The organism is Streptomyces sp. NPDC058001 (assembly GCF_042886315.1).
Taxonomy (GTDB): domain Bacteria; phylum Actinomycetota; class Actinomycetes; order Streptomycetales; family Streptomycetaceae; genus Streptomyces.
The window spans coordinates 66,484-87,467 of record NZ_JBHVQT010000001.1; the positions used below are offsets into that span (position 1 = coordinate 66,484).

Sequence of the window (20,984 nt, forward strand, 5' to 3'; positions counted from 1 at the left end):
CCTCGCCCGCCCCGAGCCCCTTCGACCGGTCCTCCGCCGACGTCATCCGTGACGTCTTCCCTCTCTGCCTTCCTCAACGCCCGGCTCCCCGCCGTGGTTCCAGCCGATTCCGTCCGATTCCGTCCGGTGCCGTACACGGGATGCACGCCCCGGCCCGTGCGGGCATGCTGGTGCCCTCCGGTACGGAGTGCATCCCGAGCAGTGACCGGAATGGCTGGAACGACCGGAACGACCGGGAGGATTCACCGTGCCGACCTCGGACCCCGTTCCGCAGGACGTCCTCGGCCCCCTCACCAGGGCCGCCCACTTTCTCGTACTGACCGTCGACCCGGGCGGCGAGGACGACGTGCGCGATCTGCTCGGGGATCTCGCCGGGCTGGTGCGTGCCCTCGGGTTCGGCCGGCCCGAGGACGGGCTGAGCTGTGTGGCCGGGGTGGGATCCGCCGCGTGGGACCGGCTGTTCGACGGTCCGCGCCCGGCCGAGCTGCACCCCTTCGTCGAGCTGACGGGCCCCCGCCACCACGCCGTGGCGACCCCCGGCGATCTGCTCTTCCATATCCGGGCCACCGGACAGGACCTCTGTTTCGGCCTGGCCGCGCAGATCATGCGGCGGCTGCGGGGCTCGGTCACCGTCCGGGACGAGGTCCAGGGTTTCTCGTACTACGACTTCCGCGATCTGCTCGGCTTCGTGGACGGCACCGAGAATCCGACCGGGCCGGTTGCGGACGCCGCCGCGCTCGTCGGCGCCGAGGACCAGGACTTCGCGGGCGGCTCGTACGTCATCGTGCAGAAGTACGTGCACGACCTCGACGGCTGGAACGCCCTGTCCGTCGAGGCGCAGGAGCAGATCATCGGCCGGACGAAGCTCACCAACGTCGAGCTGGACGCGCCCGGTTCGCATCTCGACCTCACCACGATCACCGAGCCCGACGGCACCGAGCGGAAGATCCTGCGGGACAACATGCCGTTCGGCAGTCCGGGGCAGGGCGAGTTCGGCACGTACTTCATCGGGTACGCGAAGACTCCGGAGGTGACGGAGGAGATGCTGCGGAACATGTTCCTGGGGCGTGAGCCGTCCTCGCACGACCGGATCCTGGACTTCTCGACCGCCGTCACCGGCACCCTTTTCTACGCGCCGACCGCCGACTTCCTCGACGACCCGCCGCCCGCGCCGGAAGCGGCCGGCGCCGAAGCGGCCTCCGATTCGACGCCCACCGTGTCCGGCCCCGTGCCCGTGCCCGTCACCGTCCCCGCCGACGCTTCCCTCGGGATCGGCGACCTGAAGAGGAGCGCGCCGTCATGAACAACCTGCACCGCGAACTCGCCCCGATCTCCGGCGCCGCCTGGGCCGATCTGGAGAACGAGGCGCGGCGCACGTTCAAGCGCCATGTCGCCGCGCGCCGCATCGTGGACGTGCCGGACGCCGCGGGGCCCGAGTTGGCCGCCGTCGGCACCGGGCACCGTACGCCCGTCACCGCGCCCGCCGAGGATGTCCTCGCGCACAGCCGGATCGCCCAGCCCGTGGTGGAGCTGCGGGTTCCGTTCACCGTGCACCGGCAGCAGGTGGACGACGTGGAGCGGGGTGCGCAGGACGCGGACTGGCAGCCCGTCAAGGACGCCGCCCGGCGGATCGCGTTCGCCGAGGACCGGGCGATCTTCGAGGGATACTCGGCGGCCGGTATCACCGGGATCCGCGCCAGCTCGTCCAACCCGCCGCTGGTGCTGCCGGGTGACGCCCGCGCGTATCCGGACGCCGTCAGCCAGGCCGTGTCGGAGCTGCGGCTCGCCGGGGTCGGCGGTCCGTACACGCTCGCGCTGAGCGCCGACGCATACACCGCTGTCAGCGAGACGTCGGACCACGGGTACCCGATCCACGAGCATCTGGCCCGGCTGCTCGACGGTGAGATCGTGTGGGCGCCGGCGATCGACGGGGCGTTCTTGATGTCGGCGCGGGGTGGCGACTACGAACTGCGGCTCGGCCAGGACCTGTCGATCGGCTACCTCTCCCACGACGCGACGAGCGTCACCCTGTACTTCCAGGAGTCCCTGACGTTCCTGGTCCACACGAGCGAGGCGATCGTGGCACTGTCCCCAGCGCCGGACGCTCCGCTGGTTGAGCAGGGTCCCTGAACGCCGGTTCCGGCACGGGGGTTTCGAAGGGCTCCGCCCTTCACACAACCCGGGGGAGGGCGGGTCTCGGCTCGGCACCGCCGGACAGGCACGCGGCGGCTGAGCGCCGCCGCGGCGGATTTGAAGGGCGGAGCCCTTCACCGATCCGAGCACCCGCGGGGTGGGCTCGGCACCCGCCGGTAGGGCGTGTGGTGGTTGAGCGCTGCGGCGGCGGGTTTGAAGGGCGGAGCCCTTCACCGATCCGGGGTCTCTTCCGCTGGGGCGGATGCGAAGGGCGGTGCCCTACACCGGTTCGGGAATGAGTGCCGGGCGGCTTCGGGGCCGGGGCCCGGTTTCTTCTTCCGTCGCGACGGCGAGAAGCCCCATGCGGGGTGTTCGGCGGTGTGGGAAGCAGCACCCGCAGGGGGCGGCTCGGCACCGCCGGTAGGGCGTGTGGTGGTTGAGCGCTGCCGCGGCGGGTTTGAAGGGCGGTGCCCTTCACCGATCCGGCCGGGCCGCTTCCGCCGTGGCGGGTTTGAGGGTGGTGCCCTTCACCGGGTCCGTGGCCGCTTCCGCTGGGGCGGATGCGCAGGACGCCGGGTCCGGGGCCGCTTCCGTCGTGCCGGGATGCGAAGGGGGTGTCCTTCAGCCGTGCGGGAATGGGCGCCGCTGTGACGGGTGCGAAGGGAGCGCCCTCACGCGACCCGGCAGGGGGTGGCCTTCTCGCGCCCCGGCAGGGAGTGGCCTTCGCCTGGCCCGGAGGGTCGACGCCCGGATTTGCCTTCCCGGGGTGCCGGATAGGCTCGGGGCTGTGGACCAGGTGAAGGAGCAGACAGGGGGCGGGCGTCGGCCCTGGGTCGTCGGGGTGTCCGGGGCCTCGGGCACGCCGTACGCCGCGTCCGTACTACGGGCACTGCTCGCGGCAGGCGAATCCGTCGATCTGATCGTCTCGCGCGCGTCACGGCTGACGCTTCTCGACGAGACGGGAATCGCGTTCCGTGACGCGCGCTGGCGCGACGACCTGCGCGAGTGGCTGACCCGCGGCGCGGACGGCAAACCGCACACCTTTCCGGCGCCGGACCTGGACGGCGTACGGCACTGGGCAGCCGGTGACCTCGCGGCCGGCCCTTCCTCGGGTTCGTACGCGACCCGCGGCATGCTGATCGTGCCGGCGTCCACGGCATGTGTGGCCGGGGTCGCGCTCGGCCTGTCGAAGGACCTGTTGCAGCGCGCGGCGAGCGTGACGCTCAAGGAGGGGCGGCGGCTGGTCGTCGCCGTCCGGGAGACCCCGCTCAACGGGCAGACGCTGCGGCATCTGGTGACGCTGGACGAGGCGGGCGCGGTCGTACTGCCCGCCTCACCGGCGTTCTACGCGGGCGCGACGCACATCCAGGATCTGGTGGACTTCGTCGCGGGGCGGACGCTGGACGCGGCAGAGGTGCCGCACCGGCTGTACCGCCGCTGGGAGGGAGAACTGGGCCGTGGCGCACGCCCATAGCGGCAAGCCCCTCCAGGGGCGCGGGGAACTGCGCGACCGGTCACCGATGCCACGGACGCCGCTTGCAGCGGCAAGATTCCCACCGAGGGGAACCCTCTCCAGGGGCGCGGGGAACTGCGCGACCGGTCACCGAAGTCTCCGGGGACCCGCAGCCAAGCGACCGGACCCCTCAGCGGCGAGAACCTTCAGGGGCGCGGGGAACTGCGCAATCGGTCACCGGAGTCTCCGGCGGCCCGGAGTCAGGCGACCGAACCTCCCGCACCCCCAGCGGAGCGCCGCCGCTTCCGGCCGGTGCCCGCGCGGCGGGTCGTGGTGGGCTGATGGGCACGCGAGCGGTCGGCCAGCTCCTGAAGCTCACGCATACGGGCGTAGGCCATCTCGATCGTGTACACGGGGACACTCACTCCTGACAGGTGTCTACGGTGATGATTCACGGAAATTCTCGCGAATCTTGAAAGATTCGCAGGGTTTCAACCCTGCATGCCTTAGATTCTACACGTAAACTCGCAGGACCGCTGAACAATGAAAGGCATCGGACCTATGGACGCCGTGGACAGGCAGCTCATCCAGGCCCTGCGGGAGAACGGCAGGGCCTCCTACGCCGAACTCGGGCGGCTCGTCGGCCTCTCCGGGCCCAGCGTCACCGACCGGATCAACCGTCTGGAGGCGGCCGGCGTCATCACGGGCTACCGCGCGACCGTCGACTCCGCGTCGCTCGGCCTCGGGGTCATCGCCCTCATCGGCATCTCCCTGTCGGACGCCGCCGACCACGAGGACGTGGCGCAGCGCATGCGGGACCTGAGCGAGATCGAGGACTGCTGGTTCATCGCGGGCGACGACTCGTTCATGCTCAAGGTCCGCGCGAGCGACGTCGACGGTCTGGAGAAGACGATCCGCCGGCTGTCCGGCACCAAGGGCGTGTCCCGTACGCGGACCACGATCGTGCTCTCCACGAAGTGGGAGAACCGGGTCGGAGAGCTGCCCGAAGAGGTCTGAGCGTACGGTGGTGCAGGTCGCTCACAGGAAGAGGTAGGACGTGAAGGGCATGGACGCGGGGCTCAAGCGGGAGCTGGAGGCGAAGGTCGCGGCCGGGGAGCGGCTGAGCCGTGAGGACGGTATCGCGCTCTACGAGTCCGACGACCTGGCGTGGCTCGGCGGCCTCGCGCACGAGGTACGGACCCGCAAGAACGGTGACGTGGTCCACTTCAACGTCAACCGGCACCTCAACATGACGAATGTGTGCACCGCCTCGTGCGCGTACTGCTCCTTCCAGCGCAAGCCGGGTGAGAAGGACGCGTACACGATGCGGATCGAGGAGGCCGTACGCCTGGCGAAGGCCATGGAGAACGAGAACCTCACCGAGCTGCACATCGTCAACGGCCTGCACCCGACGCTGCCCTGGCGCTACTACCCGCGCTCGCTGAAGGCCCTCAAGGAGGCCCTGCCGAACGTCGGGCTCAAGGCGTTCACGGCCACCGAGATCCATCACTTCGAGACCATCTCGGGGCTGAGCGCGTCGGAGATCCTGGACGAGCTGATCGACGCCGGTCTGGAGTCGCTGACCGGTGGCGGCGCGGAGATCTTCGACTGGGAGGTCCGCCAGCACATCGTGGACCACCGCACGCACTGGGAGGACTGGTCGCGGATCCACCGCCTGGCGCACGAGAAGGGTCTGAAGACCCCCTCGACCATGCTGTACGGGCACATCGAGGAGCCCCGGCACCGCGTCGACCACGTACTGCGGCTGCGCGAACTCCAGGACGAGACCGGCGGGTTCCAGGTCTTCATCCCGCTGCGCTACCAGCACGACTTCGTGGACATGCAGGACGGCAAGGTCCGTAACCGCCTCCAGGCGCGCACCACCATGGCGACCGGCGCCGAGGCCCTGAAGACCTTCGCGGTCTCGCGGCTCCTCTTCGACAACGTCCCGCACGTCAAGTGCTTCTGGGTGATGCACGGCATCCACACCACCCAACTCGCCCTCCAGCACGGCGCCGACGACATGGACGGCTCGGTGGTCGAGTACAAGATCACGCACGACGCCGACAACTTCGGTACGCCGAACAAGCTGACCCGCGAGGACCTGCTCGACCTCATCCGCGACGCGGGCTTCCGGCCGGTCGAGCGGAACACGCGGTACGAGATCATCCGCGAGTACGAGGGACCGGACCGGGATCGTCGTGAGGCCCCGCAGGCCATGCGGGTCTGACGGTTCCGCCATGACGCTCCGCTTCGAACTGGACCCGCCCGTCGGTCCCGACCTGCGCGACGGCGTACTCGCCCTGTGGACGGACGTGTCGAACGCGGGCGGCGCCGTCGGTTTCGTCCCGCCCGTCACGCCCGACGACATACGGCCCGAGTGGCTGCGGCAGCTCACGGTGATGGCCGAGGGGCGCATGCGGCTGCTCATCGGCCGGGACGACACCGGCGCCGTCGCCGCGACCGCGTTCCTCGCGCACAACAGCCACCGTCTGATGCGGCACTGGGTGTGGCTGTACACGGTGATGGTGCATCCACGGCACCAGGGCAAGGGGTACGGGCGCGATCTGCTGGCCGCCGTGGAACGCGCCGCGCGGGACCTGGACGGCATAGAGGCGGTGCGGCTCGGCTGCCGAGGCGGCCTCGGACTGGAACAGTTCTACGCCTCCTGCGGCTACAAGGAGGTCGGTCGGGTACCCGCCGCGATCCGGGTGGCCCCGGGCGACGACCGCGACGACATCACCATGCTGCTGACCCTGACGTGACCCGGGGCCGAGGGCTGAGGGCCGGGGGCCAGTGCCTGACGTGACTCGGCGCCCCCCGCCCGGCGCCGGAGTCGCACCGCCGCGACCCGCCTGCCGCTCCCCGGACACCCCGTGCTTCACTGGGGAGGCGCCCATTTTCTGAACGGAAGAGTGGATTGACATGCTCCGCTACACGCTGATGCGCCTCGGTATCTTCGTGGGCTCCTTCGTGTTCGTCTGGGGCCTGGTCTACGTCGGCGTACTCCCGCGTGGCCTCGGCGGCTCCAACTTCCTGTGGGTCCTTCTGCTCGCCATGGTGATCTCGGCGCCGGTCAGCTTCATCGTCCTGCGCGGACAGCGCGACCGTGCGTCCGCGCAGATCATCGACCGGGTCGACCGGGCGAAGGCGAGCATGGAGGCGAACCGCACCCAGGAGGACGTGGCGGACGACGCGGCCCGTGCCTCCGCCGCGCAGGGCTCCGCCGGCCGCACCGCGCAGACCGGCTGACCGCTCACCGCTCACCACTCACCGCTCACCGCTCACCGCTCAGGGGCGAGGGTCCAACGGTGGGTCCAATGGCAGGTCCAACGGCCGTGCCTCGCCCCGCACATGAAGCCGCCCGCCGTCATCGCCGCTCCGCAGGTCGAACGCCGCGCCGCTCGCCCCGTACGTCACCGTCGCCGGCAGCAGCACCGGCGCCCTGAAGTCGGCCCGCACCCGTACGGGACCGTCCGTACTGTGGGCCGCGAGGCAGCGGGCGACCGTCCACATGCCGTGTGCGACGGCCCTCGGGAAACCGAAGAGGCGGGCGCTCAGCGGATGCAGATGGATCGGGTTGCGGTCCCCTGACGCGGCGCCGTAGCGCCGACCGAGGTCCCCGGAGAGACGCCATTCGGCACGGGCGGGCAGCGGTTCGAATCCGGTACCGGCGCCGGTGCCGGTTGCCGCGTCCTTCGCCGAAGTCCCGTGCCGCGCCAGATACGTACTGCGCGACTCCCACACCGCCGCCCCGCCGACCCGCGCCCCCGTCACCACCGTCGCCTCCGTGCCCTTCCGATGGGGCGCCAACCCCTCCGCGTACACGGTGAGTTCGAGTTCCTCGCCGGGACCGATCGCCCGGTGCTGGACGATCTCGATCGACGTGTGGACCAGACCGAGCAGCGGCAGCGGGAAGTCACGCGCGGACATCAACCGCATGGCGAGCGGGAACCCGAGGACGTGCGGATAGGTCACGGGCAGCGCGTCCCGCCCGGTCGCGAACCCGCAGATCCGCTCGTACGCGGCCAGCCGCCGGGGGTCGGCGCGGACGGCGGGCCGGGTCACGCGGCCGGACGGCAACGGCGCGTCGGGGCGCGGCCGTTTGAACGGTGACCGGGACGCGCCGCGTATGAAGGACGGAAGGAGGGACGGGGTTTCTGTGGGGAAACGGTTCGCTGTTGTGCCGGTGACGCGCAGATGACCCTTGGCCATTGTCCAACTCACCCCTCGGCCCTAAATTTACTTCTGAGTAAGGTTACTCGGGGGTCAGGAGCAGGTCGAGACGAGTCTCATGCCCCCGGCACGACCGGCACGACCGGCACGACCGGCACGACCGGCACGACAAGGAGCCGCCCATGTCACGCCACCAGGTCCCCGATGTGTCACACCACCAGGTCCCGGGCGCCGGACCCGGCGACAGGCAGGTCCCCGGCCCCACGACCGGCCACGGACGAATCTCCCGCGCCGAACCCGAACTCAAGCGACTCGACGGCGAGGTCCGCGAGGCGTATGTCCCGCCGCTCGTCGCCCCCGTGACCCATGGCTCGCTCGCCGACATCCCCTTCGACAACGCCCGTGACGCCCCGCACGACGTGGTCCTCGGACGCAAGGGGCCGACCGGCGCCTGGGCCGATGTCACGGCCGCCGAGTTCGCCGCGCAGGTGCTCGCGGTCGCCAAGGGCCTGATCGCCGAGGGGCTGCGGCCGGGTGACCGCGTCGCGATCATGTCCCGTACGACCTACGAGTGGACGCTGCTCGACTTCGCCGCGTGGGCCGCCGGGTTGGTCACGGTGCCGGTGTATCCGACCTCGTCCGCCTTCCAACTGCGCTGGATCCTCCAGGACTCGGGGGCCGTCGCGCTGGCCGTCGAGTCCGCCGAGCAGGCGTCCGCGCTCGGGCCCGAGCGGGACCGGCTGCCCGATCTGCGGCACCTGTGGGTCTTCGACAAGGATCACCTCGGCCAACTCGCCGAGCGCGGACGGGACATGCCCGACGCGGAGGTCTCCGTACGGCGGGGCGTGCTCGGGCCCGACACCCTCGCCACCCTCATCTACACCTCCGGGACCACCGGCCGCCCCAAGGGCTGCGCGCTCACCCACGGCAACTTCTTCGCCGAGGTCGACAACGCGATCGAACTCCTCCACCCCGTCTTCAAGTCCCTCACCGACGAGCCCGCGTCGACCCTGCTCTTCCTTCCGCTCGCCCATGTCTTCGGGCGGATGGTCGCCGTCGGCTGTCTGCGCGCCCGCGTCCGGCTCGGCCACGCGCCCGCCCTCACCACGGACGAACTCCTCGCCGATCTCGGCGGGTTCCGCCCGACCTTCCTGCTCGCCATCCCGTACGTCCTGGAGAAGGTGTTCAACACCGGCCGGGCCACGGCCGAGAAGATGGGCCGGGCCGCGTCCTTCGACCGTGCGGCGGCGATCGCACGGCGGTACGGAGAGGCCGTCGAGGAGCAGCGGCACGGCACCGGACCCGGGCCCACGACCCGCCTCCGGCTCGCCCGCGCCTTCTACGATCCGCTGGTCTACCGCCGTATCCGCGCGGCGCTCGGCGGCAAGGTGCGGTACGCGATCTGCGGCGGCTCCCCGCTCGGGCACCGGCTCGCCTCCTTCTACGCGGGCGCCGGGATCGAGATCTACGAGGGGTACGGGCTCACCGAGACCACGGGGGCGGCGACCGTCACGCCTCCGCTCAAACCCCGTATGGGCACGGTGGGTTGGCCGCTGCCGGGTACCCGGGTGCGGATCGCGGCGGACGGTGAGGTGCTGCTGAGCGGCGGCCAGGTCTTCCGTGGTTACTGGAACCCGCAGGCCGGCGGTGTCACACCGGGGAGCCCGGACGGCTGGCTGCGCACCGGGGACCTCGGCGCGCTCGACGCCGACGGGTATCTCACCATCACCGGCCGCAAGAAGGACCTGCTCATCACCACCAGCGGCAAGAATGTGGCCCCGGCGCCCCTGGAGGACTGGCTGCGCGCGCACCCGCTGGTCGGACAGTGCCTGGTCGTCGGCGACAACCGCCCGTACATCAGCGCGTTGATCACCCTTGAGCCGGAGGGGATCGCGCACTGGCAGCGGATGAAGGGGAAGGGCGCCACGGCCGACGAACTGACCCGGGACCCGGACCTCCTCGCCACGCTCCAGCGCGCCGTGGACGACGCCAACAAGCAGGTGTCCCGCGCCGAATCGATCCGCCGGTTCGCGGTCCTCCCGGTCGACTTCGCGGAGGAGACCGGGCATCTCACACCGTCGATGAAGCTGAGACGGGACGCGATCGAACGGGACTTCGCGGGGGTGATCGAGGGGCTGTACCGGAGGTGATCGAGGGGGAGTGCCAGGGGTGAGCGAGCGGCTGCGCCCGCGCTGATCCGGCCGTTCACGCTCCGTGGTCGCGGGCACGGAGCGTGAACAGGCGCACTGTCGGGGTCACCCCTATGGTGTTCCGAGGGGCACCTTTCAGGAGGTCGCCATGCGTGCACGCTCCGTGGTCGCCGCCGCAGCCGTCCTGACCCTGATGGCGGCGGGTGCTGGGGTGACGGAGGGCCCACCGGCGGCTGCCGACAGCGCCGGTCCCGATCTGTCCCGCTTCTACCATCAGAAGATCACCTGGCGCGCCTGCGACGGTCTGCCGGACAATCCGGAGGACATGCGCTGCGGCAAGGTCACCGTGCCGCTCGACTACGCGGACCCGGGCAAGGGCACGGTCGACATCGCCCTCGCCCGAATAGCGGCCGACACACCCGGGCCCAAGGGGTCGGTGCTGCTGAACTTCGGCGGGCCCGGGGGCGAGGGCATCAGCTCCCTCGCGGCCTTCGGCCGGACCTTCAACGACTTCACCAACACCTACGACGTCGTCACCTTCGACCCGCGCGGAGTAGGCCGCAGCTCCCCGGTGACCTGCGGGAACACCCGGCGCCCCGACATCAACGGAATGCCGCCCGGCGCCCTGCTCAAGGCGGCCACCGCGTACTACGACGCGTGCCGCAAGGCGTCGGGACCCGTGTTCCCGTACGTCGGCACGATGAACGTCGCGCGCGACCTGGACGTGATGCGCCAGGTCCTCGGCGACCGAAAACTCAACTTCCTCGGCTTCTCGTACGGGACCCGGCTCGGCGCGGTGTACGCGGCGCAGTTCCCGCACAAGGTCGGGCGGATGGTCCTCGACGGCGTCGACACGCTCACCGAACCCCTCACCCAGCAGGCCCTCGTGAGCGCCCAGGGCCAGCAGACCGCCCTGGACGACTTCACGGCCTGGTGCGCGTCACGCAAGGACTGCGCGCTCGGCTCCAACGCCCGGGACGCGCGGCAGAGCATCGTCACGCTGGTGCACGACCTGGACGCGCAGCCGATCCCGCTCGGCGACGGCACCGTGTTCGCGGGACCCGACCTGGTGAACGCGCTCGGCGCCGCCCTCTACCAGCAGGCCAACTGGCTCTTCCTGTCCCGTGGACTGGCCGATCTGATCGACAACGGCGACCCGTCGGGCCTGATGGTCGGCGGCGGCCCCGCCTCGGCCTCGCACACCCCCGTGTCCACCGTGCCCGCGGACAACCCGGAGGTCGCCCTCACCGCCGTCAACTGCGCGGACGACCCCGACCGTATGACGGCCGCCGACCTCGGCGACGAGGCCAAGTACGCGCGGCTGCTGAAGGAGTACGAGGACGCGTCCCCGGTGTTCGGCGCCGCGCAGTTCACCCAGATACTCCAGTGCGTCGGTCAACCCCGGGGCACGGACTTCATCCGGAAGATACGGAACGTCCCCGCGCCGAAGTTCCTCCTGGTCGGCACCCGAGGGGACCCGGCGACCCCGTACCGCTGGACCGTCGAGACGGCGAAACGGCTCGGGGACTCGGCGGTGGTCCTCGACAACCGGGGAGAGGGACACGGGGCGTATCTGTCGTCGAAGTGCGTCAGGGGCAAGGTCGACACCTTCTTCCTCCTGGGCGACCTACCCGCATCGGGCTCGTCGTGCCCCGCCTCACCCGAGACGTCCGCCGACCTGACGACAGCCGCCGCCGAAGGCACACACCAGCGGACGGACGCCGTCCACACACCGGGCGAGGGAGTACCGGACCGGTGACAGGCCACGCACCGGGCGGGTCACGACACCGCCGAGCGTGATCAGCGGGGCGTCGCCGTCGCCGACGAGCTGCACCTTCGACAGTGGGACGGCACGGAGGTGCGGTGCTGGGTCCGTAGATCGTGGTGGGTGCCCTATATAGATTTCTGTATAGTCGGAGTGTGAGTGATCCGTGGCAGGTCGAGATCGAACCGGAGGTCAGGCAGTGGCTGGAGCTCCTCTCCGATCCGCACTACGACAGGGCGGAACGCGCGGCAGACATGCTCGCGGCGCAACCGACCACACTCGGAGAACCGTACTCACGGCATCTGGGTGGCAAGGTGCGGGAGCTGCGTTTCACGATGGACGGCAATGCCGTCCGGATCACGTACTGGCTCGCCCCTGATCGGCGCATCGTGCTCCTGACCGTGTTTCGTAAGACCAGGCAACGCGAGAGCGCCGAGGTTGAGCGGGCGTGGCAGGCGCAGAAAGTGTGTGAGGCCGGTCATGGCCGCGCGCGGCACAGCTATGACCGGAGCGAGGAGGAGAGTTCGTGAATCACTCCCAGTGGAAGACCCGTCGGACCCGGAAGCTCCTGGAGGAGTCCGTCGAGGAGTCTCCTGCCTACGTCGAGGCCGGGTACGGGTTCGCGTTGGGGCAGGCCGTATATGACCGGCGTACCGAGCTGGGGCTGTCGCAGGCCGAATTGGCTCGGCGGGCCGGTATGGCCCAGCCGCAGATCTCGAACATCGAGGGCGGTGACTCGGTGCCCACCCTGCCGCTGCTGACGCGGCTGGCCAACGCCCTGGACGCCTCGCTGACCATCGATCTGGACGGCGACACCTCGGCCTTCGTCTTCACGCCGCACTCCGGTGGCGGTCCTGACGGGGCCGACGTCCGGCCGGACGGGCACACCTCTGCGGCGTAGCCCGCCGGCGGGCAAAAGGCAGGAGCCCCGCTGCCCCCCGCCGGGGCGGGAGGTGCAGGGCTCCTTGGGTACAGCATCCGTTCCGGATCAGATCCCGAGTGGCCTCGGGACCCCGAGTTACATCGGGGTGACGTTCTCCGCCTGCGGACCCTTCGGGCCCTGCGTGACGTCGAAGCTCACGGCCTGGTTCTCCTCAAGGGAGCGGAAGCCGTTAGCGTTGATCGCGGAGTAGTGGACGAAGACGTCGGGGCCCCCGCCTTCCTGGGCGATGAAGCCAAAGCCCTTTTCGGCGTTGAACCACTTCACGGTTCCGGTAGCCATAAGCCCTCCTTGGGCCAAAGGGTTGCCCTGCTCCAGAACCTGCTGTTGAGACAACTGCAAAAGTCTGAAAACGACAAAAGCCTGCGGGTTACATGCTCCGCAGGCTTTGTACTGCAAGGGAAACCAAACTGCAACTTGCGGCGAGCCTAGCACGGTGGCAACCGAAAGCGATAGAGGTCAAGATCACGCCACCCGGATGTTTGAGGGACCATGATCAGGTTGACGTTCCGGCCTCCATCGGACCCCTCCGGCACCCCCTGGGCCCTGCACCGTATCCCCTGGGGGCTAGCCTCCCGATGTGGACAATTCTCCCGCGGAATCTCTCAGCGGCCCGGACACCACCCCGCGTCCGGGCCCTCGTCGCACCAGGCCGCGCGTCGGCCACATCCAGTTCCTGAACTGTCTGCCTCTCTACTGGGGCCTCGCGCGGACCGGCACCCTCCTTGATCTGGAGCTGTCGAAGGACACCCCGGAGAAGCTCAGCGAACAGCTGATCAGGGGCGACCTCGACATCGGCCCGGTCACCCTCGTGGAGTTCCTGAAGAACGCAGACCAGCTCGTCGCCCTGCCCGACATCGCCGTCGGCTGCGACGGCCCGGTGATGTCCTGCGTGATCGTGTCCCAGGTCCCCCTCGACCGCCTCGACGGCGCCCGGGTCGCCCTCGGCTCCACGTCCCGTACCTCGGTCCGCCTCGCCCAGCTCCTGCTCGCGGAGCGGTACGGGGTCCAGCCCGAGTACTACTCGTGCCCGCCCGACCTCGGCCTGATGATGCAGGAGGCCGATGCCGCCGTCCTCATCGGCGACGCCGCGCTGCGCGCCAACCTGCACTACGCGCCCCGCCTCGGCCTCGACGTGCACGACCTCGGCGCCCTGTGGAAGGAGTGGACCGGACTGCCGTTCGTCTTCGCCGTGTGGGCGGTCCACCGCGACTACCTGGAGCGCGAGCCCGTCGTCGTACGGAAGGTGCACGAGGCGTTCCTCGCGTCGCGGGACGTGTCCCTCGAAGAGGTCACCAAGGTCGCCGAGCAGGCCGCCCGCTGGGAGGCATTCGACGAGGAGGTCCTGGAGCGGTACTTCACGACGCTCGACTTCCGATTCGCCGAACCGCAGCTCGCCGCCGTGTCCGAGTTCGCCCGCCGGGTGGGGCCGACGACCGGGTTCCCGGCGGATGTGAAGGTGCGCCTCCTGGAGCCGTAGCCGGGCGGTTGCCGAATTCGCCGGTACGTAATCCCCGTATCCCCGTTGTAGACCTGTTCCCCGTGGTATCCCCGTCCGTTTTTCCTTCGGCAAGCTTTCGGGGATTGCCGTTGTGGTATTTGCGCGGCAACTTGCCTTTCCGGGTGGGGAGTTACGGGACGGTGGGGGATGGGCGGGCGGTGGGTGCCCGGTCCTTCGCGCGGTCCCGCACTACGCTTGCCGATGCGCGCGGACCCGGTTCCGGGCGCGGATCCCCGCCGCGGATCCATGCTTCTGGGGGAGGCCATCACCGTGCAGCCGAGCACCGTGCAACCGCTGGATCCCGACGAGCCCACCACCGTCGGGCCCTACCGGCTGCTCGGCCGGCTCGGCGCGGGCGGCATGGGCCGGGTCTATCTGGGCCGCACCGCCGGCGGCCGAACCGTCGCGATCAAGGTCGTGCACCCGCACTTCGCGCTGGACGAGGAGTTCCGCGCCCGCTTCCACCGGGAGGTCGAGGCGGCCCGGCGGGTCGGCGGCGACTGGACGGCGCCCGTACTCGACGCGGACCCCGACGCGTCCGTCCCCTGGGTGGCCACGGGCTATGTCGCGGGCCCCTCGCTCGCCCGCGCGGTCAAGGGCCCGGAAGGACCCGTTCCGCTGCCCGAGCACACCGTACGGGTGCTCGGCGCCGGACTCGCCGAGGCGCTGGCGCGCGTACACGGACTCGGGCTCGTCCACCGCGACGTGAAACCGTCCAACGTGCTGCTCGCCCTCGACGGCCCCCGCCTCATCGACTTCGGCATCGCCCGCGCCACGGACGGCACCGCGTCCCTCACCTCGACCGGGGTCTCCATCGGCTCCCCGGGCTACATGGCCCCCGAACAGATCCTCGGCAAGGGCGTCACCGGCGCGTCCGACGTCTTCTCGCTCGGCGCGGTCCTGGTCTACGCGGCCACGGGCGAGCCGCCCTTTCCCGGTGACTCGTCGGCCTCGCTGCTGTACAAGGTGGTCCACGAGGAACCCGAACTCGGCGCGGTGCGGGGTGGGTTGCGGGACATCGTGGCCGCCTGTCTCCGCAAGGACCCGGCGGCCCGGCCGACCCCCGCCGACCTCGCCCACCGACTCACCCCGGAGGGACCGGCCCGCCTGGTCTCGACGGGCTGGCTCCCCGGCCCCCTGGTCGAACAGGTGAGCCGGTCGGCGGTGGGGTTGCTGGATCTGGAGGCTACGGGGGATGTGCCGGGCGGCCGGCTCGACGGGTCCGGTACCGGTACCGGTACCGATATCGGAGGTGCGGGGGTCTCCGGGCCGGTGTCGTTCAGTGGGGTGTCGGTGGCCGGGGTGTTCGGCCCGCCGGATCCCTCGTACGGGCAACCTGGGCCGTATACGAACCTTGGGACGGGTGGTGCCGGTGGTGCCAGTAGTTCCGGTGAGGTGGTCGGGGGTGGTGTGTCCGCGCCGCGTACAGCCGTCACGCACGAGTCGGCGGGGGTCGGCGTGGGACCCGGCTCAGTGCCCGGTTCCGGTTCCGGTTCCGGTTCCGGGGGACTGTCCCTCAGTCTTGCCGCGACCAGGGATCCGAACGGCCGTGGCCGCAGGGTCAGTTGTACGGTCGCCCTCGCCGTCGCCGGAGCGCTCGCCGCCGTGACCGTCGGGTCGGTGTTCGTCTTCGATCTGCTGCCGGGACTGAACAAGGGCAAAAGTTCCGACACCGCCGGTCAGCCTCCGGCGGCCTCGGGCGCGCCCCAACCGTCCAGCGGTACCGACGGAGGCGCCGCAACGTCCGTACCGGCGTCCTTCCTCGGCACCTGGGAAGGTCCCGGTGTCGCGCTGGACGGGTCGCTGCCGATGGGCACCTTCCGGGTGACCGTCCGACAGGGCACGGTCGGCGAGGAGTTCGGCACCTTCCGGCAGACCGACCAGATCGGCGGGGTCTGCGACGACGTACTGATCCTGAAGAAGGCCACCGCCGACGGCATCGTCGCCACCAGCCGCGCCAAGGAGTCCAACGGCTCCCAATGCACGACCGGCGACCACGAGGTCCGCCTCACGCCCAAGGGCGACCAGCTCACGTACCGGACGGACAACCCGGAGGCCGGCGACCCGGAGGCCCGGATGGACAAGGTCGGATAGCCGACACCGACCCCGCCCCCTCCTCCCGGGCCCCTTCGCGGGGTCTCGTCCCGGCCCCCGGCGGCCATCACATCGGCGTCGTCACCGTCAGCGGTTCGCCGTCGCCCAGGTGCAGCAGGCCCTTGCCGGGGGCTATCGGGCCGCCGACCATGCTGCGGGTCGTCCGGATGCCGATCAGATCGCCCGAACCCGAGTCCTGCGGCGAGAGCAGGATGCCGCGACGGCCCTTCTTCATCTCGACCTGCCAGCCGGAGAAGCCGCCGCAGACCTCTTCCTCGTCGCCCGCGATGACCAGGGCGAGGCCCCGCTCACCGCCGCGCTGCACCAGTCGCTTCAACTCCCGCTCGCAGTCGGCGTCCTCCAGGGTCTCGCCGTCGTCCACGAGGACCACGATCGGTTCCTCCGGGGTCGCGGACTCGACGGCCTCGTTGAAGTCGTCGCTCTCGATGTCGTCGCCCGTGAACACCTTCAGGACGCCTTCCCGGCCATCCAGTTCGCGCAGGGGTGAGGGCCGGGGCGCCGCGATCACCAGGCGCACCCCCTGCTCCAGATAGGAGCGCGCCATGTTCATCAGGGTCGTACTGCGTCCGGACTTCGCCGGGCCCGCGATCACGAACGTCGGCACCCCCTGCGAGAGGTCCGGACCGAAGCCCATGATGTCGTCGCCGCCGATGCCTACCAGGCTCCACAGCTTCGAACCGGACGCCTCCGGGTCCCGCATCTCCCACGCCTCCGTGAACCCCACGCGCGTGGGCAGCACATCCACCCGGAACGGGCGCCGCGCGCGGGGTACTTCGGTGTCCCGCTCGGCCGCCGCCTCGCCGATCGCGGTGAGCGCCGCTGCCTGGCCCTGACCCGTGGTGTCCTCGGCCAGGAGCGCGAACTGTGTCTCCGTACCCGCCTCGTTCTTGTAGCCGCGGCCCGGCGGGATCTCCTCGGGGACCTTGCGGGCGTTGATGCCGAGCATCGTGAAGTCGGACCGGTCGGCGAGCCGCAGGCCGTACTTGTCCTCCGTCAGGGACGCCATGCGGCCCAGCAGGATCTGCCGGTCGCCGGTGATGACGGCGTGGATGCCGACGCTGGCGCCCTCGCGCATCATCGTCTGCAACTCGTCCGTCAGCTCACCGTGGTTGTACTCGCCGAGCGTCGGCAGCCAGCCCTCCCAGCGGTCCAGCAGGATCACCAGGTGCGGCAGACGGTCCTCCGCGGCAGCCGCCGCCCGCTGCTCGCCGATGTCCGCGTATCCCTGGTCCGCCAACAGGTCCTGGCGGCGGGTCAGTTCGGCCTTGAGGCGGGTGATCAGCCGGACCGCGCGCTCCGTCTGGTTACGGGCGACGACCGCGCCGCAGTGCGGGAGCCGGGTGAGGGCGTTCAGCGCGCCGTTGCCGCAGTCGATGCCGTAGAGGTGGACGTCCCCCGTGGAGTTGGTGCGGGCCAGGGAGCCCGCGATGGTCCGCAGGATCTGCGAGCGGCCACTGCGCGGGGCGCCGCCGATGAGCAGGTGCCCGAAGGACGCGAAGTCCACGACGACCGGCCTGCGGGCCTGGTCGGCGGGCAGGTCCTCGACACCGAACGCGGCGGGCGTCAGCGCGGACGGCGAGGCAGGGGCCGCGGGCTGCGGGACGTCGTCCAGGAGCAGGGTCTCCGAGAGCGCCGGCAGCCAGGGGCTGTGCTGCGGCGGGATGCCCAGCGTGGCGTTCGCGTCGTTGACCGCGTCGACGAGGACCTTGAGGTCGGTGATCTCCTCCTCTTCGCGGGCCTCCGCCTTCGGCTTCACCAGCATGGACCGGCCCAGGTCCTCCCAGCTCAGCGGGCCCGCCCAGGGCGCGAGGAGCGCCGGGTCGGCGGCGCCGGGCCTGCGGCCACCGACACGGCCCGACTGGAACGGCACGAGGGAGGCGTGACCGAGCCGGACGTACGCGCGGCCCGGGGTGCTCTTGGAGATGTGCCCGGCCTCCGGCGAGTCGATGACGTCGCTGGACTCGCCGCCGTCCGTCACGCGCAGCGCGATCCGGAGGTTGGTGTTGGCGCGGATCTCCGGCGAGACCACACCGCTCGGCCGCTGCGTCGCGAGGAGCAGATGGATACCGAGGGAACGGCCCCGCTGGGCGATGTTGACCAGGCCCGTGACGAAGTCGGGCAGGTCACGCACCATCGACGCGAACTCGTCGATGACGATGAGGAGTCGGGGCACCGGTGCGTGAGACGGATCGCGGCGCGCCAGGTCCTGGTAGTCCTCGATGTCCTTGGCGTCCGCGGCGGCCAGGATGTGCTCGCGCCTCTTCAACTCCGCGCCCAGGGACTCCAGGGCGCGCTCCACGAGGTGGGCGTCGAGGTCGGTGACCATGCCGACGGTGTGCGGCAGCTTCACACAGTCCTTGAACGCCGAACCGCCCTTGTAGTCGACGAGGACGAACGTCATGTTCTCCGGGGTGTTCGCCACCGCGAGCGCGGCGACGATGGTCTGGAGCAGCTCCGACTTACCGGAACCCGTCGTACCGGCGATGAGGCCGTGAGGTCCGTCCCGGCGGATGTCGATACCGAACGGACCGTCGTACGACTCGCCGACCACGGCCATCGTGGACTGGCCGCCCATGCGCCAGCGCGCGGTGATGGCGTCGCCCGTCGGCGGCTCCAGTTGCAGGACGTCCAGGAGGCGGCTGGAGCCGGGCAGCGCCGAGTCCTCGGTCTCGCCGCTGATGTCCCGCAGCGGGGACAGCGACCGGGAGAGCCGGGCGCACCAGGCCGCGGAGACGAAGTCGGGGCGGACCTTGCGCACGCGCGCGGTACCGGTCTGCTCGACACGCAGGCGCAGTTCGAGGGGCTTGTCCGAACCGGTGCCGCTGTCGTCGGTCTCGGCCGTGTGCCAAGCCTGGAACGACGGGAAGCCGCCGGGCGCCGCCGCGGCGCCCCGCGTCGCGGGCGTGGTCGCCGGCGTCGGGTCGGAGTCCAGGTCGGGCCGGGGCTCGGCGACCACGACGGCCTGGCACTCGCCGGGCAGGAACCGCTCCTCGGCGTCCAGACAGACCGCGTACATCGCGACGGACGGGCCCTCGCGCAGCAGCCGCACCACGCCCGGCATCGACCTGAGGCGGCGCGAACCGTCCCAGACGACCACGATGTCCGGGTCGGTGAACGCCTTCTGCCGGCCGTTCTCCTTCGACGCCTTCTGGCGGGCGTCGAGGAGTTGGGTCAGCTCGCCGATGCGGGCGGCGACGGTCTCGGCGTCGGTGCCGATCAGGATGTTCGCGTCCTGGCCGCCGGAGGGGCGGGAGTGCGGGAGCCAGCGGACCCAGTCCCAGGTGGTCTGCGCGCTGTTCTCCGTCAGGACGTAGAACTGGACGTCCAGCGGGCTGTGCAGCACGGCGGACTGGGCGATGAGCCAGCGGCCGATGGCCTGCGGGGCGTCGCCGGGTCCCGCGACGCCGATGACACCGCGCTCGCCGAGGTCGATGGCGACCGGGGCGTCCTCGATGGTCCAGGTGACCTCGCGCTTGTGGTCGTCCTGCTCCGGGTCGTCGAGTACGACCTCGGACGGGAGTTGGCCGGTGCCCACGCGCAGCAGCAGATGGTCGGGGTCGGTGCGGCGGCGCTCCCAGAGGCGGGTGCGGGGTCCGGTGCTGAGCGACAGGACACTCGCCGGGTCGGGCACCGCCTGGCGCCGGTCGAGCCGCTCGGTGACCAGGGCGTCCTGGGCGTCCTTCTCGATCCGCTCCTTGTGCTCCTTGTACTCCTTGACCTGCTTCGCGTGGGACTTCCGGCCGTGCTTCTTGTCCATGAAGTAGTTGCCGAAGAGGATCAGCGGGCTCAGCAGCGCCATGATCATGTAGTACCAGCGGCCGAAGATCATCACCGCGACACAGGCACCGACCAGCGGTGTCAGCGCCATCAGCCACGGCAGGGGACGCGCCTCGAAGTCGCGTGGGGGAGCCGGCAGTTTGAACCGGGTCTGCCGCTCGGGTGGCTGGAGGCGCGGCGGACGGTTGTAGTCCAGGCCCGTGCCGTCCTCGGACCACTTCAGCGCGGCGTTCGGCGGCTGATAACGGTCCAGCTCCAGCAGGGTGTTGCCGACGGCGATCTGCGCGCCGAGCGGCCAGGTGCCGCCCTTGGCGCCGCGCTTGGTGCCGTCGAAGTCCTCGGCGTTCTCCAGGTCCTCGATCTTCTCGCCGTCGAGGGTGACGCCGTCCTTGTCCCCATGTACGGCGACTTGGCAGGTTCCATCGGTTGCAACTGACAACGTGAGCGCCCGCGCCGGCATTTCCGGGTCGTCGATCCTGAGGTACGCGGCGGGGCCACCGCCGATGTCGTACCGCCCGATGCCGAGGCGGTGGACCGAGCCCGCGGCGGGGCCGCTCGCCACCCGCAGCTCGACCAGACCCGTCGGCTCGCCGGGCAGACAGCCCGCCGGGTCGTGCAGGCTGACGACGGCTCCCTCGCGCAGCGGTGACGTACCGATTGTGGCCACCGGGTCGACCGGGAAACCGTCGACATAAGCAACTGGCGCACCCCCACCGGCCGCCTGGTGCTGGCCGATCGGGATGATCTGCGCTCCACCGGCATACCCGACATGGGTCGCCAGTTCCTTCGCGATGTCCCCCACCGGGGACTCCGGATCGGCGTCGAGCACGACGTCGGCTTGTGCGCCGCCGAGTGGATCGACGACGGTCAGATTCAGGCGCACGATCGTCCTCCCGAGGCCCCCGTGACCGCTTCCGACACGCGGTCCACCTATGTCCTTGACCATAGCCGCTCGGTGCGACACGGGGGCAGCG

At 70.7% G+C, this 20,984-nt stretch carries 17 protein-coding genes; 13 read left to right on the forward strand and 4 right to left on the reverse strand.

The window, feature by feature from the left end:
- Positions 1-247 precede the first annotated feature (247 nt).
- From ACFVT5_RS00325 to ACFVT5_RS00335, 3 genes are all read left to right on the forward strand, one after another.
- A complete protein-coding gene (locus tag ACFVT5_RS00325; RefSeq protein WP_389879848.1) occupies positions 248-1,303 on the forward strand; it encodes a Dyp-type peroxidase in 1,056 nt (351 codons plus the stop codon).
- A complete protein-coding gene (locus ACFVT5_RS00330; RefSeq protein ID WP_389879850.1) occupies positions 1,300-2,130 on the forward strand; it encodes a family 1 encapsulin nanocompartment shell protein in 831 nt (276 codons plus the stop codon). The genes ACFVT5_RS00325 and ACFVT5_RS00330 overlap by 4 nt, the downstream gene beginning before the upstream one ends.
- 790 nt (positions 2,131-2,920) lie before the next feature.
- Positions 2,921-3,607, forward strand: coding sequence for a UbiX family flavin prenyltransferase (locus tag ACFVT5_RS00335; RefSeq protein WP_389879852.1), 687 nt, complete (start codon positions 2,921-2,923; stop codon positions 3,605-3,607).
- Positions 3,608-3,846: 239 nt separating this feature from the next.
- Here the strand turns inward: ACFVT5_RS00335 and ACFVT5_RS00340 are convergent, their stop codons facing one another.
- Entirely contained in the window at positions 3,847-3,999 is a 153-nt protein-coding gene (locus ACFVT5_RS00340; protein ID WP_389881025.1) for a hypothetical protein, read from the reverse strand.
- Between the two features lie 148 nt (positions 4,000-4,147).
- On the opposite strand from ACFVT5_RS00340, the gene ACFVT5_RS00345 reads away from it, so the two are divergent.
- The 4 genes from ACFVT5_RS00345 (at position 4,148) to ACFVT5_RS00360 (ending at position 6,838) form a co-directional block, all read left to right on the forward strand.
- Positions 4,148-4,603: an Lrp/AsnC family transcriptional regulator gene (locus tag ACFVT5_RS00345; RefSeq protein WP_389879854.1), complete on the forward strand. Its 456-nt coding sequence runs from the start codon at positions 4,148-4,150 to the stop codon at positions 4,601-4,603.
- A gap of 49 nt (positions 4,604-4,652) precedes the next feature.
- On the forward strand, positions 4,653-5,816 hold the full coding sequence (gene mqnE, locus ACFVT5_RS00350) for an aminofutalosine synthase MqnE (RefSeq protein WP_389880930.1): 1,164 nt from the start codon (positions 4,653-4,655) through the stop codon (positions 5,814-5,816).
- A 10-nt stretch (positions 5,817-5,826) separates the two neighbouring features.
- Positions 5,827-6,351 carry a GNAT family N-acetyltransferase gene (locus ACFVT5_RS00355; protein ID WP_389879856.1) on the forward strand — a complete coding sequence of 175 codons (525 nt, stop codon included), beginning with the start codon at positions 5,827-5,829 and terminating at the stop codon, positions 6,349-6,351.
- A gap of 160 nt (positions 6,352-6,511) precedes the next feature.
- A complete protein-coding gene (locus tag ACFVT5_RS00360) occupies positions 6,512-6,838 on the forward strand; it encodes a DUF4229 domain-containing protein (protein WP_389879858.1) in 327 nt (108 codons plus the stop codon).
- A gap of 39 nt (positions 6,839-6,877) precedes the next feature.
- Here the strand turns inward: ACFVT5_RS00360 and ACFVT5_RS00365 are convergent, their stop codons facing one another.
- A complete protein-coding gene (locus tag ACFVT5_RS00365) occupies positions 6,878-7,801 on the reverse strand; it encodes a MaoC family dehydratase (RefSeq protein WP_389880932.1) in 924 nt (307 codons plus the stop codon).
- A gap of 143 nt (positions 7,802-7,944) precedes the next feature.
- Here ACFVT5_RS00365 and ACFVT5_RS00370 point away from each other — a divergent pair, with 143 nt between their 5' ends.
- The 4 genes from ACFVT5_RS00370 to ACFVT5_RS00385 all read left to right on the forward strand — a co-directional run bounded on the left by ACFVT5_RS00370 (position 7,945) and on the right by ACFVT5_RS00385 (position 12,578).
- Positions 7,945-9,912, forward strand: a complete 1,968-nt coding sequence (locus ACFVT5_RS00370) for an AMP-dependent synthetase/ligase (RefSeq protein ID WP_389879859.1) — start codon at positions 7,945-7,947, stop codon at positions 9,910-9,912.
- A gap of 148 nt (positions 9,913-10,060) precedes the next feature.
- Positions 10,061-11,671, forward strand: a complete 1,611-nt coding sequence (locus tag ACFVT5_RS00375) for an alpha/beta hydrolase (RefSeq protein ID WP_389879861.1) — start codon at positions 10,061-10,063, stop codon at positions 11,669-11,671.
- A 161-nt stretch (positions 11,672-11,832) separates the two neighbouring features.
- Positions 11,833-12,207: a type II toxin-antitoxin system RelE/ParE family toxin gene (locus ACFVT5_RS00380; RefSeq protein WP_389879862.1), complete on the forward strand. Its 375-nt coding sequence runs from the start codon at positions 11,833-11,835 to the stop codon at positions 12,205-12,207.
- Positions 12,204-12,578 carry a helix-turn-helix domain-containing protein gene (locus tag ACFVT5_RS00385; RefSeq protein WP_389879864.1) on the forward strand — a complete coding sequence of 125 codons (375 nt, stop codon included), beginning with the start codon at positions 12,204-12,206 and terminating at the stop codon, positions 12,576-12,578. Before ACFVT5_RS00380 ends, ACFVT5_RS00385 begins: the two co-directional genes overlap by 4 nt.
- 117 nt (positions 12,579-12,695) lie before the next feature.
- Here ACFVT5_RS00385 and ACFVT5_RS00390 read toward each other — a convergent pair whose 3' ends face one another.
- A complete protein-coding gene (locus tag ACFVT5_RS00390) occupies positions 12,696-12,899 on the reverse strand; it encodes a cold-shock protein (RefSeq protein ID WP_006138897.1) in 204 nt (67 codons plus the stop codon).
- A gap of 385 nt (positions 12,900-13,284) precedes the next feature.
- Between ACFVT5_RS00390 and ACFVT5_RS00395 the strand changes: the two genes are divergently transcribed.
- Together ACFVT5_RS00395 and ACFVT5_RS00400 are read left to right on the forward strand one after the other, a co-directional pair.
- The gene (locus ACFVT5_RS00395; protein ID WP_389880933.1) at positions 13,285-14,097 is read left to right on the forward strand and encodes a menaquinone biosynthetic enzyme MqnA/MqnD family protein; all 813 of its coding nucleotides are present in this window, start codon (positions 13,285-13,287) and stop codon (positions 14,095-14,097) included.
- A gap of 306 nt (positions 14,098-14,403) precedes the next feature.
- Positions 14,404-16,212 carry a serine/threonine-protein kinase gene (locus tag ACFVT5_RS00400; RefSeq protein ID WP_389880936.1) on the forward strand — a complete coding sequence of 603 codons (1,809 nt, stop codon included), beginning with the start codon at positions 14,404-14,406 and terminating at the stop codon, positions 16,210-16,212.
- Between the two features lie 67 nt (positions 16,213-16,279).
- Here the strand turns inward: ACFVT5_RS00400 and ACFVT5_RS00405 are convergent, their stop codons facing one another.
- On the reverse strand, positions 16,280-20,893 hold the full coding sequence (locus ACFVT5_RS00405) for an FtsK/SpoIIIE domain-containing protein (RefSeq protein WP_389879866.1): 4,614 nt from the start codon (positions 20,891-20,893) through the stop codon (positions 16,280-16,282).
- Positions 20,894-20,984 lie beyond the last annotated feature (91 nt).